General features: G+C 57.0%; 15 protein-coding genes. 8 read left to right on the top strand and 7 right to left on the bottom strand.

All coding sequences use genetic code 11. From position 1 onward, the window contains the following. Positions 1 to 118 precede the first annotated feature (118 nt). The 3 genes from AC2IAX_RS13100 to AC2IAX_RS13090 all read left to right on the top strand — a co-directional run bounded on the left by AC2IAX_RS13100 (position 119) and on the right by AC2IAX_RS13090 (position 3,810). A complete protein-coding gene (locus AC2IAX_RS13100; RefSeq protein ID WP_099533069.1) occupies positions 119 to 1,279 on the top strand; it encodes a nucleotidyltransferase family protein in 1,161 nt (386 codons plus the stop codon). 170 nt (positions 1,280 to 1,449) lie between these two features. Beyond that, positions 1,450 to 2,208 (top strand): hypothetical protein, encoded by a 759-nt coding sequence (locus AC2IAX_RS13095; RefSeq protein WP_494387870.1) that lies wholly within the window; start codon positions 1,450 to 1,452, stop codon positions 2,206 to 2,208. 126 nt (positions 2,209 to 2,334) lie between these two features. Further along, the gene (locus AC2IAX_RS13090) at positions 2,335 to 3,810 is read left to right on the top strand and encodes a tetratricopeptide repeat protein (protein ID WP_494387869.1); all 1,476 of its coding nucleotides are present in this window, start codon (positions 2,335 to 2,337) and stop codon (positions 3,808 to 3,810) included. Positions 3,811 to 3,926: 116 nt separating this feature from the next. On the opposite strand, the gene thrC is transcribed toward AC2IAX_RS13090, so the two are convergent. Continuing rightward, on the bottom strand, positions 3,927 to 5,030 hold the full coding sequence (gene thrC, locus AC2IAX_RS13085; RefSeq protein WP_494390385.1) for a threonine synthase: 1,104 nt from the start codon (positions 5,028 to 5,030) through the stop codon (positions 3,927 to 3,929). A gap of 204 nt (positions 5,031 to 5,234) precedes the next feature. Between thrC and AC2IAX_RS13080 the strand changes: the two genes are divergently transcribed. Then, entirely contained in the window at positions 5,235 to 5,927 is a 693-nt protein-coding gene (locus tag AC2IAX_RS13080; RefSeq protein WP_494387868.1) for an SAM-dependent methyltransferase, read from the top strand. A gap of 161 nt (positions 5,928 to 6,088) precedes the next feature. Next, positions 6,089 to 6,397, top strand: a complete 309-nt coding sequence (locus tag AC2IAX_RS13075; RefSeq protein WP_494387867.1) for a DUF6464 family protein — start codon at positions 6,089 to 6,091, stop codon at positions 6,395 to 6,397. Between the two features lie 58 nt (positions 6,398 to 6,455). On the opposite strand, the gene AC2IAX_RS13070 is transcribed toward AC2IAX_RS13075, so the two are convergent. After that, positions 6,456 to 7,730: an acyl-CoA dehydrogenase family protein gene (locus AC2IAX_RS13070; RefSeq protein ID WP_494387866.1), complete on the bottom strand. Its 1,275-nt coding sequence runs from the start codon at positions 7,728 to 7,730 to the stop codon at positions 6,456 to 6,458. A 474-nt stretch (positions 7,731 to 8,204) separates the two neighbouring features. On the opposite strand from AC2IAX_RS13070, the gene AC2IAX_RS13065 reads away from it, so the two are divergent. Beyond that, positions 8,205 to 8,396 (top strand): hypothetical protein, encoded by a 192-nt coding sequence (locus tag AC2IAX_RS13065; protein WP_099533076.1) that lies wholly within the window; start codon positions 8,205 to 8,207, stop codon positions 8,394 to 8,396. A gap of 105 nt (positions 8,397 to 8,501) precedes the next feature. On the opposite strand, the gene AC2IAX_RS13060 is transcribed toward AC2IAX_RS13065, so the two are convergent. Further along, a complete protein-coding gene (locus AC2IAX_RS13060) occupies positions 8,502 to 8,684 on the bottom strand; it encodes a hypothetical protein (RefSeq protein ID WP_494387865.1) in 183 nt (60 codons plus the stop codon). 26 nt (positions 8,685 to 8,710) lie between these two features. Between AC2IAX_RS13060 and AC2IAX_RS13055 the strand changes: the two genes are divergently transcribed. Then, positions 8,711 to 9,796, top strand: a complete 1,086-nt coding sequence (locus tag AC2IAX_RS13055) for a glycosyltransferase family 4 protein (RefSeq protein WP_494387864.1) — start codon at positions 8,711 to 8,713, stop codon at positions 9,794 to 9,796. A 540-nt stretch (positions 9,797 to 10,336) separates the two neighbouring features. Here AC2IAX_RS13055 and AC2IAX_RS13050 read toward each other — a convergent pair. Continuing rightward, positions 10,337 to 11,056 (bottom strand): biliverdin-producing heme oxygenase, encoded by a 720-nt coding sequence (locus AC2IAX_RS13050; protein WP_099533078.1) that lies wholly within the window; start codon positions 11,054 to 11,056, stop codon positions 10,337 to 10,339. A 323-nt stretch (positions 11,057 to 11,379) separates the two neighbouring features. On the opposite strand from AC2IAX_RS13050, the gene AC2IAX_RS13045 reads away from it, so the two are divergent. Continuing rightward, complete coding sequence (locus AC2IAX_RS13045; protein ID WP_494387863.1) at positions 11,380 to 12,447, top strand: protein kinase domain-containing protein; 1,068 nt, start codon at positions 11,380 to 11,382, stop codon at positions 12,445 to 12,447. On the opposite strand, the gene AC2IAX_RS13040 is transcribed toward AC2IAX_RS13045, so the two are convergent. The 3 genes from AC2IAX_RS13040 to AC2IAX_RS13030 form a co-directional block, all read right to left on the bottom strand. Beyond that, positions 12,351 to 13,475 (bottom strand): glycosyltransferase family 2 protein, encoded by a 1,125-nt coding sequence (locus AC2IAX_RS13040; RefSeq protein ID WP_494387862.1) that lies wholly within the window; start codon positions 13,473 to 13,475, stop codon positions 12,351 to 12,353. The two genes, AC2IAX_RS13045 and AC2IAX_RS13040, sit on opposite strands and share 97 nt — an antisense overlap. A 279-nt stretch (positions 13,476 to 13,754) precedes the next feature. Next, positions 13,755 to 15,248, bottom strand: a complete 1,494-nt coding sequence (locus tag AC2IAX_RS13035) for a phospholipase D-like domain-containing protein (protein WP_494387861.1) — start codon at positions 15,246 to 15,248, stop codon at positions 13,755 to 13,757. A 150-nt stretch (positions 15,249 to 15,398) separates the two neighbouring features. Continuing rightward, a complete protein-coding gene (locus AC2IAX_RS13030; protein ID WP_494387860.1) occupies positions 15,399 to 15,908 on the bottom strand; it encodes an inorganic diphosphatase in 510 nt (169 codons plus the stop codon). Between the last annotated feature and the right edge of the window lie 107 nt (positions 15,909 to 16,015).

Below are 16,015 nucleotides of genomic sequence, written 5' to 3'. Positions count from 1 at the left end.
AACCAAATAAACCACGCCGGAATCCGGCAAGCCTCGCCCATTTCCCTTGGCTTGCTGATTCCACGATCGCACCGTTAAATAAAACGTGAAGCATTCCCGGGGAGAAGCCAGCTAAACCATGAAAGCCATGATCCTTGCGGCAGGCAAAGGCACGCGTGTTCGGCCAATCACCTTCACCGTGCCCAAGCCGATGATCCCCATCCTGCAAAAGCCAGTGATGGAATTCCTGATCGAGCTTTTGCGCCAACACGGCTTTGATCAAGTGGTGGTGAACGTCAGCCACCTGGCCAAGGAAATTGAAGACTATTTTCGTGACGGCCAACGGTTTGGGGTCGAAATTGCCTATTCCTTTGAAGGATTTGTCGAAGACGGCGAGCTGATTGGCAAAGCTCTCGGATCTGCGGGTGGCCTGCGCAAAATCCAAGACTTCTCCCCCTTCTTTGATGACACTTTTGTGGTGCTTTGCGGCGATGCGCTGATTGATTTGGACTTGACCGCCGCCGTCAAATTCCACAAGGCCAAAGGCTCCCTAGCCACGATCGTCATGAAATCCGTACCCCGGGATGAGGTGTCTAGCTATGGGGTGGTGCTGACGGATCCGGACGGCCGAATCAAGGCATTCCAGGAAAAACCCGCCGTGGAAGAAGCCCTCAGCACCAGCATCAACACCGGGATTTATATCTTTGAGCCGGAAATTTTCAACTACATTCCCCCGGGCTGTGAGTATGACATCGGGGGCGACCTGTTTCCCAAACTGGTGGAAATGGGTGCGCCGTTCTATGGCATCACCATGGATTTTCAGTGGGTTGATATTGGCAAAGTGCCGGACTACTGGCGGGCCATTCGCAGTGTGCTGTTAGGGGAAGTGCAAAACGTGGCCATTCCTGGACGACAGGTGCGCCCGGGGGTTTATACGGGGCTGAATGTGGCGGTCAACTGGGACAAGGTGGAGATCCAAGGGCCGGTGTATATCGGGGGCATGAGCCGGATTGATGATGGGGCAAAGATTATTGGCCCCACGGCGATCGGGCAAAACTGCCACATTTGCAGCGGGGCCACGGTGGAAAACAGCGTGATTTTTGAATATTCCCGCTTGGGCCCGGGGGTGCGGCTGGTGGATAAGTTGGTGTTCGGTCGCTATTGTGTGGATAAGACGGGCGCGACGATCGATGTGCAGGCGGCGGCCCTCGATTGGCTGATTACGGATGCCAGACAGGTGATGCCTGCTACACCCACGGAGGAAGGCCAGGCGATTGCGGAGTTGTTGCAGTTGGAGTGAGCCAGGTGATCGGGATCGAGACCCGATCGAGCCAGCCCCCGAGGTCAACTTGGCTGCGGGAATTTCCCGATCGACCATCCAGGAAATTCCCATCAGGTCTGCAAAAGACCGTCTACCCTTTTGCAGGATTGTCAGTTAGCATTGGCGAGAAGTTTTAGACAGGCATCAGTATGGCCGAGGGTCGAGTAGCGTTTTTAGCAGGCTGCGCCATTACGGGATCGCTGGCATTTGCGGTCGCGAAGGGATGGATTGCGGTGGGCGCGCCTCCGTCCTCGGTTCCCGGGCTGTCGGAAAATCCCAACGGGGTTCCCCTGCTCGAAGGGGGTGGCCAACTGCCCCCGGCCCCCACGGTGACCATGCTGCCCTCGCCGCCGCCCACTGCTGTGACCGCACCCGCCGCCCGCCCCAGTGCCGCCGCGAACGGTGCTGCTGATGCGGCGGCCACCCCTCCCACGGGCGACAGCACGATCGCCAAGTTGGAGGAACGGCTGCGGAAAAGCGAAGACCAACTGAAGGAAATTCAAGCGGACTTGCGAGAAGACCGCAAAGACCGGGAGCGCCTGACTGCGGCGGTGGATAAACTGAGCACCGCCGTACAGGGCCAGGAAAAGAACCTCACTTCCATGGCCTTGGATGACAAGTTGGCGCAAATTGCGGCTAACCGGGGCGAACAGCAGCCCCCGGGCCAATGGGGCAACGGCATCCTTTGGGCCCTGGGGGGCATGGTGCTGACGGTCAGCAGCATTGTGATGGCGGGGGTGATTTCCACCATGGCCCGGCAAAACCGAGGGAGCTATGGCGCGCCGCCCCACAGCCCGCAACCCTTCCACCCCATCCGAGTGGTTCCTACCTATTTACCTCGGGCCCGCCAGGATCAGGCGGTGCGCCGGGAACCGGGGACGGCGGATTTCGTGGAATACGATTACTAATTAGCAAGCAATGGGCCGGTTCTAGGCTTTTGCGAGACGGTTGCAAGGTTTGGGTGGCGATCGGGACATGGCGGTGAGTGGCCTGTGGGTGGCCGGTGATGGCAATGCGTTCCTGATCATGGGGCGATGATGCACGATCAGGCGTTGAGTTTGGCTCGCCAGGGGGATTGGCCGGGGGCGATCGCCCTATGGCAACAAATGGCGGCGGCGGCCCCCCATGATGGGGCCATTTGGAAGAATTTAGGGATTGCCTATTATCGATCGGGGCATTGGCTCCAGTCGATCGACTGCTATCAACGGGCGATCGCCCTGCGGCCAACGGATCCGGGCTTGCGAGTCAATCTGGGAGCGGCCCTCAAACAGGCCCAACAGCTCCCGGCGGCCGTGGCGGAATATAAACGGGCGATCGCCCTGGATCCTGATCATTGGGATGCCCATCGCAACCTGGCCAATGCCCTGGAAAAGCTGGGCGACCTGATTCCCGCCGAAGTTCATATCCGGCAGGTGGTGGCAGCGCTGCCCCAATGCGCCAAAGCCTGCCACAGCTTGGGCAATATCCTTTGGGAACAGGGTCGCTATGAAGACGCGATCGCCCAATATAACCAGGCCTTGGCGATCGAGCCGGATTTCCATGAGGCGATCGCCAATCGGGGTATGGTGCAAATGACCCTCGGCCAATGGGAACAGGGCCTAGCGGACTATGAGCACCGTTGGTTTTGTGTGGAAACGGCGCGGGGGCTGCCGCCGGTTCCCTTTCCCCAACCGGTTTGGACGGGAGCGCAACCGCTGGCGGGCAAAACCATTCTGCTCTACTCAGATATGGGCTTTGGGGATGCGCTGAACTTTGTGCGCTATGCTCCCCTGTTGGCGGCCCGGGGAGCGCGGGTGCTGGTGGAATGTCCAAGGCCCCTGGCTCGGCTGTTTGGCACGGTGGCGGGCGTGGCGCAGGTGGTGATCCGAGGGGAAGCGCCACCGCCGTTTGATTATTGGTCGCCGTTGATGAGTTTGCCGGCCGCCTTGGGAACCACGCCAGCCACCATTCCAGCGAATATTCCCTATTTTCAGCCCCTTCAATCGCTGCCGTTGTTTCCAGGGTTTCCACCGTCAGCTCAGGGGGCGATCGAGCCGGAACCTTTACCAATCGCCTCGCCAGCGGGTCAACGGTGGGGATTTGTTTGGGCTTCGGGCAAAACAGGAGCCACCGCCCGCAAGCGATCGACCGCTTTGGCCCAATGGGCGGCCCTGCTGCGATCGCCGGGCTATCAGTTTTGGAGTTTGCAAACGGAAACCAGCCCCGAGGAGCGGGCCTGGCTCGCCGATCGGGGCATTCCCGCCTTGGGCGATCGGCTCACGGATTTTGCGGACACGGCCCAAGCGATCGCCCAACTGGATGGGGTGATCACCGTAGACACCGCCACAGCCCACCTGGCCGGGGCGATCGGCAAACCGGTTTGGATTCTGTTGCCGGCCGTGCCCGACTGGCGCTGGCTGCTGAACACCGATCGCACCCCCTGGTATCCCACAGCCAGACTCTTTCGCCAACCGAAGATTGGCGATTGGGCGGCGGTTTTTGCCCAAGTGCAAAGGGCGCTGGCCCCATGACCAACGCCCCGAAAATAGTTGATTCGCGAGATATGGCCCCCGGCCAATTCCCCCCGCCAGACTAACGACTGACGAAGGAATCAAGCCGGGCGATCGACTTGCCCTAGAAACCCGTCCTAGAAACCCATCGCCTGGGCCACTGCCTCCAATTCCGGTTCAATCCCTTGGTGGTACTGATTTTGGGAGGTTTTCAGGGCCGTATCCGGATCCTTCAAACCATTCCCCGTCAGCACACAAACCACCGTGGCCCCGGCGGGCACTTGGTCGCGCACCTTCAGCAGCCCCGCCACGGAAGCCGCGCTAGCCGGTTCACAGAACACGCCTTCTTCACCCGCGAGCAGTTGGTAGGCCTCCAGAATTTCTTCATCGGTGACCGCCTCAAAGCCGCCTTGGCTGGCATCCCGCACCGCCAGAGCCTTATCCCAACTGGCGGGCTTGCCGATGCGAATGGCCGTCGCGATCGTGTGTGGATCCAACACCGGACGACCCACCACCAACGGCGCAGATCCGGCCGCTTGGAAACCCATCATCCGGGGCAACCGCTGGCACCGTTGCTCCTGGTGATATTCACAGAAGCCCATCCAATAGGCGGTGATGTTCCCGGCATTCCCCACGGGCACGCAGAGCCAGTCCGGCGCATCGCCCAGGGCATCCACCACCTCAAAGGCGGCGGTTTTTTGCCCCTGAAGTCGATAGGGGTTCACGGAGTTCACCAGGGTGATCGGATAGTCGTTGGCCATTTGGCGCACCAACTCCAACGCCCGATCGAAGTTGCCCCGAATCGCCAGCACCTCAGCGCCGTAGAGCAGGGCTTGGGCAAGCTTGCCCAGGGCCACATAGCCATCGGGAATCAAGACAAAAGCCTTGAGGCCACCCCGGCGGGCATAGGCAGCAGCAGCGGCGGAGGTGTTGCCGGTGCTGGCGCAAATCACCGCCTTGGCTCCGGCTTCCTTGGCTTTGGTCACGGCCATGGTCATCCCCCGGTCTTTGAAGCTGCCGGTGGGATTCAAACCGTCATATTTCACGTAAACTTTCACGCCGCGCCCAATCCGATCGGCCACGGACGGGACGGGAATTAACGGTGTATTACCCTCGTGTAGGGTGACAACGGGCGTGGAGTCGGTAACGGGAAGATAGCGGCGATAGGTTTCGATCAGGCCGCGCCAGCCTCCCGGGGGCGCTGGAACCTGTGCCGTACTGGCCGTGCGAGGATCAACAATTGGGGCGGATTCGACGACGGGTAAACGAGCGGTCACAGAGCGTCTACAACTCCAACGTGCTTGCAGATTACCCAAACAGTTTAACCTGACAGGCCCGAACGCGGCGACGACGAACCTATCAAAAGCTGGGTGCTGAAAATTGAATCACGGCCGTTGAAATGATGCAAATGCTGATCGAAAGGGTGAGCCAAAGGTGAACAGAATATGACCTTTCAACTGACACAGGTAGTGCCTTGGGGGCGATCGTTTGAGGACTATCGGCAAATGTTTTCCCTCACGGAGGAGGATTTGGAGCGATCGATCCTCGACTGTGCCGGTGGGCCGGCCAGCTTTAACGCGACGATGCATCGGTTGGGAAAACGGGTAATTTCCTGCGACCCGATTTATCAGTTTTCAGCGGCGGAAATTGCCCAACGGATTGCGGAAACCTGTCCCAAAATCGTGGCGGGATTGCACGAAAACCACGATTGGTTTGTGTGGTCTGCGGAATTGCCCACGCCGGAAGCGTTGGCGGACTATCGGTTGCAAGCAATGGGGGAATTTTTGGCGGATTTTCCTGCCGGATTGCCAGAACAGCGCTACCAACCATGCTGTTTGCCGGAGTTGCCCTTTGGGGATGGGGAGTTTGAGTTGGCGCTCTGCTCCCATTTGCTCTTTACCTATTCCGCTCAATTTTCCCTGGAATTTCATCAGCAATCGATCGGGGAATTAGCCCGGGTGGCGCAGGAAGTGCGGGTGTTTCCGCTGCTGGAAAATTATCAGGTGACCCGATCGCCCCATGTGCAACTGACGATCGATCACTTGGTCGATCGGGGTTTGCGGGTGGAAGTTTTGCCCACCACCTACGAATTTCAGCGGGGTGGCAATGAACTGCTGCGCATTTGGCGCGCACCCTAGCCAGAGCCAACTGGCAAAAAAACGCGCTTGATCGTCAGCGCCTGATCGCCAGTGCGATCGAGACTGGCGCGATCAAGGCCAGGGCCAGGAACCAAGCACCGGACAAGTTCCCAAAAGCGTGCTATCGATCGGATGATGTGCCACTCCTTGCTTCGTTATCGATGGTTACTGCTTTGGCGCTATTGATCCTGTTCTCGATCGCCCTGCTGCCACCGTTGCTGTCCCTGCGGGCCGTTCGCCGCTATGAAGTCCTGGTGCAAACCACGGTTGCCCGGGCCCGCCTGACGACCCGATCGCCCCGGTCGTCCTTCCCGGGGCCTCAGCCCCCGGAACTGACCCATATTCCAGGGGCGGGCTATGTCATCGGCAATCTGAGCTGTCGGTTCAATGCCCGATCGCCCCAGTTGCGCTGTGCCGTGAATCCCAGTGGCCCCTGTGCCGATTGCCATTGGTACGAAGCCACGCCTTAACAGGTGGTTAATCAGTTAATCAACTCATTAGTTAATTAGTAGACTGTTGATTAACCCATCAATCAAGGGCCGTTGGCGATTTACCCACGATCGCCCCCAGCGTTGCCACCAAAATATCGGGCGTTTGGCCGCTGGTGGCAAAGATACTCGCCTCGCCCTGCAAGCGGTAGGCGGGGTTGGTGGCCAGAATGCCTCGCCCCCCTTGGGCCACGAGGGCGGCTTGGGTGGCTCGGCCCATCAGAGCGATCGCCTGGGCCCGCAGTTGCAGTTTTTGGGCATAGGGTTTGTCGATCGGGCGGCCATAGACCTGTTGCCGCAATTGGTCAAACTCCCGGCGCAGGGTGTCGTGGGCAACGGCGATCGTCAGCAGGCGTTTTTCCTGGAACAGCACCGTTAGCCGATCGAGGGCCGCTTGGGTACAACCGAGGGCGAAGTAGACCCCTTGCAGAGCGTTCCGGCGATCGAGTTGCTGAATCCAGTCGATCGGCTTGAGGCCAATCACGGCCGCTTCGGGAATTAGCCAGCGATCAAATGTGACTGCCGCCGTTTGGGTGGCGTTCATGGCTCCCAACACCATGGGCGGCTCCGGCTGAATGTTGCGATCGCCCGATTGCACCGCCGTCAACGGCACAATGCCAAACAGCACCCCGGCCGCCGTTGGCACAGCTAACACCGCTTCGGGAAAGTGCCCCACCCCGGTCACCCAAGGAGCCGTGCCCGTAACTTCCCAGCCACCGGCCACGGCGCGCCCCTCGATCGGGGGATCATCCGCCCGCCGCAGATGGGAAAAGGCGATGCCCAATTGTCGATCGCCCCGCGCGATCGCCGGTAAATATTGGGTTTTGAGGTCGTCATTGTCCCCGGAGGCAATCAGCGCCGCTGCGGTTTGGTGCTGGGCTTGCAAAAAGGCCAAAGCACCGGAACAGCGAGCCAGTTGCTCCCGAAACCAACCATATTCCTCTTCGTTCAGGGCTTTGCCGCCCCACTCGACGGGCACTTTCAGGGCTAACCAACCCTGTTGCCCCAGCCATTGGAGGGCCGCAGTCAGGGCTTCCGGCTGGCGATCGAGTGAATCCGCCTGGGGCCCCAGGGTGGTTAGCAACTGGGCCGCCGCCTGCTCCAACCAAGGAGGCAAATTGGGCCCGTCCGTCGCGGCCAGCGTCGGGGTCATCGGGTTGGTCTCTGCGTGGTTGGTCTCTGTGTGGTTGGTCTCTGCGTGGTTGGTCTCCGTGTGGTTGGTCTCCGTGTGGTTAGCCTCTGCATGATTGATTACTTCGCCGCTGGTGTCGTTAGGGCCGGTGTTGTTGGGGCTGATGTCTTGAGATGGCTCCACCTTGGTCGATCGGGGATGAGTAGTGGTTTACGGCTATTGTGCTACGGCCGGGAGTTTTCGCCCCCTGGCCAGCGGCGTTTGAGCAGCGTTGTCAACGAAATGTTAACTCTAAAGTTAAGGTTTCTTGCATGAACGAGGCCGCCCGAAACGCACCGTGATAACTTTCTTCTCGGTTAGCAAAGCGCCAACCGCCATCAATATCTCCCCACCCATTCGGAACCTTAATTTCGGTCAATTCGCTTGCTGAAATTAACTTCGGAAGATCAGTTCAAGATAATCGCAATTTAATCGCAGATTAATCATGAACGGTTCTCAAAGCTGATGGGTAATGCCAGTTGATCGGTGAACTATTGATCTTAAATTAATGATCGAATTGGTTGACCACATCAATTAGAAATTGGTGAGATCTTGAGGACAGTGGCTCCGCTTTCTAACCTGCTTGAATCACGCCGTTTTACTTCTCTGGCAGTAGCGATGTTGACCCACAAAAGCGATGCACCGGTTCGTGAAAGCTTCAGCGATTATGTAGCCGAATTGCAATTGCACATGAGTTTGCAAGCGCGAAACCTGGTTCCTTCATCGGGCCAAGCGGAAGAAAACCGTGATCGCTTGCTGCGAGAAACCCAAGAAACCGTCGAGAAAATGCTATCGCGGCAATTGGGCTAAGATGCTTTGGTCAAGACATCTTGATCAAGGGGCTTGGTGATTCGTCACCGACAAACCATAACAATCTGAATAAAAACGCTCTTCGGAGTGGTTTTTAAAGCGCAATCAAAACTCAGTTGTTTGTTTTTTCTTTCCTTTTAATTGCTTTTTCAATTCCTTTCTTGAATGCCCGATCGCGCCTTTTTTAGCGATCACCCTTTTAATTCCACAAACTGCTGTATAACCAAAAGCACGCTCCGATTCTGGGGCGTGCTTTTGGTTTCTGGCCCCAGTGAACTTGGGGGTCAATTTTCCCGCCTGCCCGTTTTTGCATCATGACCCTTGGGATTAATTTGAGTTTTACGATTCCCGAACCAACGGGCTTGGCAACCTACGCGATCGAACTGTTGCCCTACTTGCGATCGCGCGATCCTTTGCTATTTAGCCCCTGGGAAATGGCGGGGTTTCGTAACCAGCGCGTGCCCGCCAACATGACCTCAGATTTAGGCGCAAAGGGTCATCTACGGCGACTGTTTTGGACGCAATTTCGCTTGCCGCAACTGTGCCGTCGATCGGGTGTTGAGCTGCTGTTTTGTCCGGTTCCCGAGGCTCCAATTCAGTTTGGCACTCGGGCCCTGCGCACCCTGGTGATGGTACATGATTTGATTCCGCTGCGGTTTTTTCCGCCCCGATCGCGCCTACATCTTTACAGCAAATATTATGTGCGCCGAGTGGCCGAACAGGCCACCCATTTGCTCTGTAATTCCCAGGCCACGGCCGATGATTTAGTCCATTTTTTCCAAATTCCTGCCCAGAAAATTACCGTCACCCCGTTAGCGCACAATGCCGATCGCTACCGATTTTTAAACCTGCCGCGCCGCCCTTATTTCTTCTATGTGGGACGCAACGATCCTTACAAAAATTTACCGGGGGCGATCGCGGCCTTTGCCCAATTTTTGCGGATGGCTCCGGCTAATGATTGGCAATTTTGGATTGCTGGGCCCATGAACCCGCGCTATCAACCGGCCCTGGCGGCCCAAATTGCGGAACTGGGTTTGGCCGATCGGGTGCGCTTTTTAGGATATGTGCCGATCGAGCAATTACCGGTATTGCTGAACCAGGCGATCGCGTTGGTTTTTCCCACTCGTTGGGAAGGCTTTGGGATTCCGGCCCTGGAAGCGATGGCCTGCGGTACGCCCGTGATCACCTCCAATCTGGCTTCGTTGCCGGAGGTAACGGGCGATGCGGCGTTGTTGATTGACCCGGAGCAACCCCGAGCCATTGCTGATGCCATGGTGCAGGTGGCCACCGATGACCGACTTTGGCAGGAGCTACACCAACGCAGCCTCGATCGCGCCAGTCAGTTCAGTTGGGCCAAAACCGCAGCCCAAACGCAAGCCGTTTTGAGGCAATTGTTTTAAGGCAATGTCAGGCCCCTTGAAAGCAAGGCGCTGGCAACGGCCAAATCGACCGACCTAGGAGCATATGGATCGTGGGGGACAAGGGGCTTAAGCCCCTTGTTACGGCGACTAGGGCCGCGCCAGTCAGTTCAGTTGGGCCAAAACCGCAGCCCAAACGCAAGCCGTTTTGAGGCAATTGTTTTAAGGCAATGTCAAGCCCCTTGAAAGCAAGGCGCTGGCAACGGCCAAATCGACCGACCTAGGAGCGTATCTAAGGATCCTAAGGATCGTGGGGGACAAGGGGCTTAAGCCCCTTGTTACGGCGACTAGGGCATGGAAGATCAATCGTTTCAGCATCACCTCGAACAATGACGACACCCCCTAAGCCCCTTGCCCCCACAACGATTGAGTGGAATAACCACTGGTCTCCACCTTCTTCACCACGCCAAGCGCTCAAATAATTCAGGGGACGATCGGGCGATCGTCCCCTGAGCATTGGTTACGGTTTCCTGAGCAGATTGGACTCAGTACCCGTTACCCATCCAAGCCAATTGATTTAGCCTATTCAGCAGTGGCCAGCTCTTCCGTGCTGCCCCGGCTGCGGCGGCGGGTCAGGGTGTTAAACAACATTTGCCCGATCGCCTTGATCAAATTGCCTTCCAATTCCATGAACATTTTCATGTTCTTGCCAAACGCATCATTGGCTTCATCCACAATGCGATCGGCGGTGGCTTCATCGATCGGTAATTCGTTCAGCGCTGCCCGATATTGGTTCTTGAAAGCCTTCTCATCCGAGATGGTTTCAAACTCATAGAAAGCCGTTCCTTGGCCATCGGTCAAGTTCATGGCATTCACGGCAATGTTCTTGAGAATTTGCCCACCGGACAAGTCACCCAAATAGCGCGTGTAGGAATGGGCCACCAACAATTCGGGAGCCGTGGCCGACACTTCCCGCACCCGAGCAATGTAGTCTTGGGCGGCGGTCGAAGGCTTCACTTCTTCACGCCAATTGGAGCCGTAATAGTAAGCCAAATCACGCTCCAGGCTGCTCTTGCGATACAACTCTTGGAAGTTGATCGGCGCAACAACTGGGTGATCTTTGTGCTTGGTCATTTCCTCTTCCATTGCCGTATAGACAAAGTAGAGGTTGCCCACCAGTTTGCGATAGGAGCTTTTTTCGACTACGCCTTTCAGAAAGCACTTCACGAAGCCGACATTCTCTGCCATGCTGTGTGATTTTTTCGTGCCTTCGCGTAGTTTGGTTGCTAAATTGACGCTCATGTTAAAGAAGTTGAGAAGTCTGCGAATACCAGTTTGCCAATTTTGTGCGATTCCTGGGCAAAGGCAGCGGGGGAGAAATCCACACCCCCTACCGAACGCGGGCCCCTAAAACAGTTAGGTTGCGACGGTTGCCGACACAGGGCAGCACTTAACCACGGCGAAAGACGGCCAAAGCAAAATCCTGTCTCGATCGCTGGGTGACTCGATCGTTAGATTAGCGGGATTTTCTGAACGTTATGGTTAAGAATCATGACAAGCACCAAAGTCATCGAGTTTGATCAAATCAATCATTTTCGTATCTCTCCTTGCTTGAATCCCTGGCTGTGAGTTTTTGCCTAAACCCCCAGTGCGATCGCCCGCACAATCCCGATCAGGGAAACTTCTGCCTCAATTGCGGTGCTCCCTTGCTGTTGCGGGGGCACTACCGCGCCATTCGCCCCCTGGGCCGTGGCGGATTTGCACGCACTTACTTGGGCATTGATCGCGATCGGCTCGATACCCCCTGCGCCATTAAGCAATTTTTGCCCAGCGCCAAAACCCCCGCTGGCCGCGACAAGGCGATTGAACTGTTCACCCGCGAGGCCCTGCGGCTGCGAGACTTGGGCGACAATCCGCAAATTCCCGCCCTGTTGGGTTTTTTTGAGGAAGGGGGCTACCTCTACCTGGTGCAGGAATACATCGCCGGGGAAACCATCGATCGGGAACTGCAACGATCGGGCCCATTCAGCGAAGCCAAGCTGCTGGCTTTCCTGCGGGATTTGTTGCCCGTGTTGCAATTTGTGCACGATCGCAGCACGATTCACCGGGATCTGAAGCCCTTAAACCTGATTCGTCGTCAACGGGATCAGCGAATTGTCCCGATCGATTTCGGCGTGGCCAAAGTGCTGGAAGCCAACACCCAAAGCCGCCCCGGCACGAAAATTGGCACGGCGGGCTATGCGCCCGATGAGCAATTGCGCGGCGGCCAGGCCTATCCCGCCAGCGATCTCTACAGCGTGGGAGCGATCTGCGTGTTTCTGCTGACCGGTGTGGAACCGGAGGAGCTATACAACCCCCTGACGGGCCAGTGGCCTTGGCGAGAACAGTTGGCCCAATGGCGGGATGAGCTGTCGGGCAATGAAGATTCGCTAGATGCATCCCAACGGAAGCACTTGCCAGTGTCTGACTCGGTGAGCGAAGGGTTGGGCTTGGTGCTCGATCGACTCTTGCAACCGGCCGTTGCCGATCGCTACCAAAGCGCCCTGGAAGTGCTGGCGGATCTAGACAACATCATCCGCACCATGCCCCCTTCTCCCTACCGTCGAGAAGAGTCCATGGCGGTCGATCGCGATCGGGCCAAGCGCTTTTGGCTGACTCGAATCGGCACATCTTCCGGCGGCAATTTTTCATAGAACTCGGGCAGTTTGACCTTAATTGTCCAGAGCACGGCCTTTTCAATTTCCAGGTGCGATCGGTAGCGATAAACAAATTTCCAAGCTAACCGATTGGGCAACAAGATAAAGACCAGAATTTTGGTCAAAATCTTGATTGTGCAATCACGATTCTCTCGCACAAATTCCCAATTATCGCGCCAAATCCAATAGGCTAAATAGCGCAGGGCCAAAAAAGCACGGTTGCGGTGAATTCCCCCATCCATCGCCTTATAGAGCAGGAATTTATAGCGATTATTCAGGGTCATTTGCACCAGCTTGCCAAAGCGCTTGCGATCGGCTGGATTTTGACTGAGGCGTTGGCGCTCTCGGTTAATAATTGCCAAGCTCACCTGCTCCATCTTGATCGCGTTGGTGGAGGCGGAACCCCTCACCTGGCGATAATGCACCTGTAATTTCGGCACACAAATAAATTCATAGGATTCCGCCAGGCGCAACCAAAAATCCCAATCTTCCGCCGGGTGCAGCGATCCTTCATAGCCCCCCAATTCAAAATAGGCATCGCGCCGGATCATCGTGTTCGATCCTGATTGCACAATGTCAATCAATAAAATCTGTAAGTAGGTGTTATATTCCGTGTCAATAAAGCCCCCGTCACGAATATAATTTCCCTCTTCATCAACCCAATCAATCCAACTGTAGACGGCTCCGGCTTCTGGGTTGGCTTCAAGGGCATTCACCTGATCTTCAACCTTGTCCGATGTCCACAGATCATCCGCGTCAATAAAGGTGAGATATCGCCCTCGGGACACCATGGCCCCATGATTGCGAGCAGCGGCCACACCGGCATTTTCCTGTTCAATCAGCTTCAGGCGGGGATCTGTGAATTGCCGCACCACGTTGGAGGTGTTGTCGGTGGAACCATCGTTGACAACGATCACTTCGATGTCCCGCAAAGTCTGATTCAGGACGGATTCGATCGTTTCAGCAATGGTTTTTGCCCCGTTATAGGCGGGAATAATAATCGATGCAGTGGGGACGGCGTTCATGGGTGGGGCCATCAGAAATCAACAAAACCAGGAAGAAATCGTGCCTTGAGCATAGCCTCCGGCTTGGGGCTGCTGGTAGCTTTCATTGGCTTCCCCATTTCTGAAATTCGCGCAGAATTGGCCCAATCCGCCTAAAACGCAATTCTTGATTGTTTTCGATCGGGTTTTCGATGGGCCCCGATCGGGGCATGGCGGAAGCCGCAAAAACCGCAACGGGCTGGGTCAAGCACTGAATAAGCTCGGGATGCGCTGAACTCGTTGAATGGGCTGAGGTAACCCCTAGGAACCACAGCGGGCCCGATCGGCTGCGAGGCGCTCCTTCAGCTTCGGGGTGATGCCGGTGGTGGCGTTGCTCCAGAGGCGGTCGAACTCCCGCTGAAACAGGGTCGCCACGATCGGGTGCTTGACCACCAACAGGGTTTCATCATTGAGGCGATCGGCCGCCGCAGACCAGTTGTGAGAACCGGTCAGCACCGTTTGCCCATCCACCAAGCCAAATTTGTGGTGCAGCAGGTCACCCATGGGCAACTCCGGGGAACCCACGGTGGTGATCGGTGGGTTCCAAGGTCGCTGATTGGGTTCCAGTTCGCAGGTTCTGCGGCGCAGGGTCACCCCCAACAGATCCAGGGCTTCGCTATAGTCCCGGGCCAGGAAGCTCGGATCCACCAGCACACGCACTTTGGATCCTCGGCGGTGGGCGGTTTCCATGGCATCCGCGATCGCCTGCTCAGAAAAGACAAACAGGGCCAGATCGATCGAGCGGGTGGCCTGGCCCACATTGGCCGCAATCACCCCATTGGTGCGTTCAGGAAAGGGAACGGCGGTTTTCATGGGCGAAAACTGAATGCCAATGGTGGCATCACCCACTTGGGTCGATCGCAGAGGGCGCAGGGGCTTATTCGTGCCAAAGCGGCTGTCGGGCTGGCCGCCCGGCCCATCGCCCCACATCAGCGCAAATTCCTCCAGCAACCAACCGGCCACGACGGGGCTATCAATTTCTAACAGGTTATTGGGATTGCCGCGACTGGCGGGCCGGCCCATGTCGCCATGGACATCGCTGAGGGTGAAGTTCGCGGAGGTGATGATCGATCGATTGCCGTCCACCACGATGAACTTGTGGTGCATCAAGCCCGATCCCTTGGATCCGTCGGCGGTGTCGTCTAGGGTGGGCACGCCGCCCTGAGCCAACATCACCATGGCATCGGTTGCCAGCACCTCTGCCTCACTGACGGTTCCGTCGCCGTTGCGATCGCCCAGTCGGAAATAATCTTCAATGCGCGATCGCTCCCGATCGCTCAGTTGCGCCAACTCCTCCGGGCTGTAGCTGCTCCAGGGACGGCTGGCGCTGTTTTCCAAAATCACCCGTACTTGCAGGCCGGCTCGATGGCGATCGACCAAGGCTTGGGCCAACCGAGGCAAGCGCAATTCCTGCACGGCCACCACCACGGTTGATCGGGCGCTTTCGACCAACTGCACCATGCGCCCTTCGAGGTCATCGCCCGATCGCTCAATGCCCCGGTAGGGATCGCGATATTGACTAGCAAGATTGTGATTAAAAAATGCCCGCACGGGGCCCGGTTGGGCGATCGGGGAAGGACGACTTTCGGCGGAACCGGCTGAGTTGTTGGATTCAGCGGCCGGCGGCAAGGATCCCCCCTGGAACCGGGGGCCCGCAGACCCGCAACCCCAGAGGGCGATCGCACCCAAAAGGCTAAACGTCCAAAGACCCCCCCAGGATTTCAACCGCCCGATCGCCCATCCGTTCGTTTCCATCACCCCGATCGCCCGTTGAATGGCAACTAGTCCACAGCAACTGTTGAGCTGTTGAGTAACCCGTTCAGCCCAAGTTGAGCCGCATGAGTTGAGCCAAATGCAGCCCACTTGAATTCAGCCCACTTGAATTAGGCCAGGTTAACTGCGCAATTACTGGTAAGCGGCCACGCACTTTTCAACCAGCGCCGCCACCTTGTCTGCCTCCTGCCAACCGAGGATTTCCGTCACCTTCTTTTCCAGATTCTTGTAGGTGCGGAAGAACTCAGCAATTTCTTCCAAGCGGTGGGGGTGAATGTCCTTCAGGGAGTTCACACCGGCATAGCGGGGATCCGCAGCGGGAACGCAAAGGATCTTTTCGTCCCGATCGCCCCCATCCACCATTTCCAAGAAGCCGATCGGGCGTGCGGCAATCACGCAACCGGGGAAAGTCGGCTCATCCATAATCACCATCCCATCGAGGGGATCGCCATCATCCGCCAAGGTGTTGGGAATGAAACCATAGTCAAACGGATAGCGCACCGAGGCATACAACACCCGATCGAGGGCGAAGGCTTGCATATCCTTATCGAACTCGTATTTGTTCTTGCTGCCACCGGGAATTTCCACCAGCACGTTCACAATTCCGGGCTTCGGTTGGGCAGGAATGCGCGACAGATCCATGGTCTCGATCCTAAAAGCTTGCTTGAATACTTGCTTGCGCCAGAGCAAACTCCAATCGATCGCGCCCGATCATCCATCATCATTGACTCCCTGCAATGGCTGGATGG

This window comes from Limnothrix sp. HT2024 (assembly GCF_059138625.1).
This window is presented reverse-complemented; position numbering and strand designations above follow the sequence as displayed.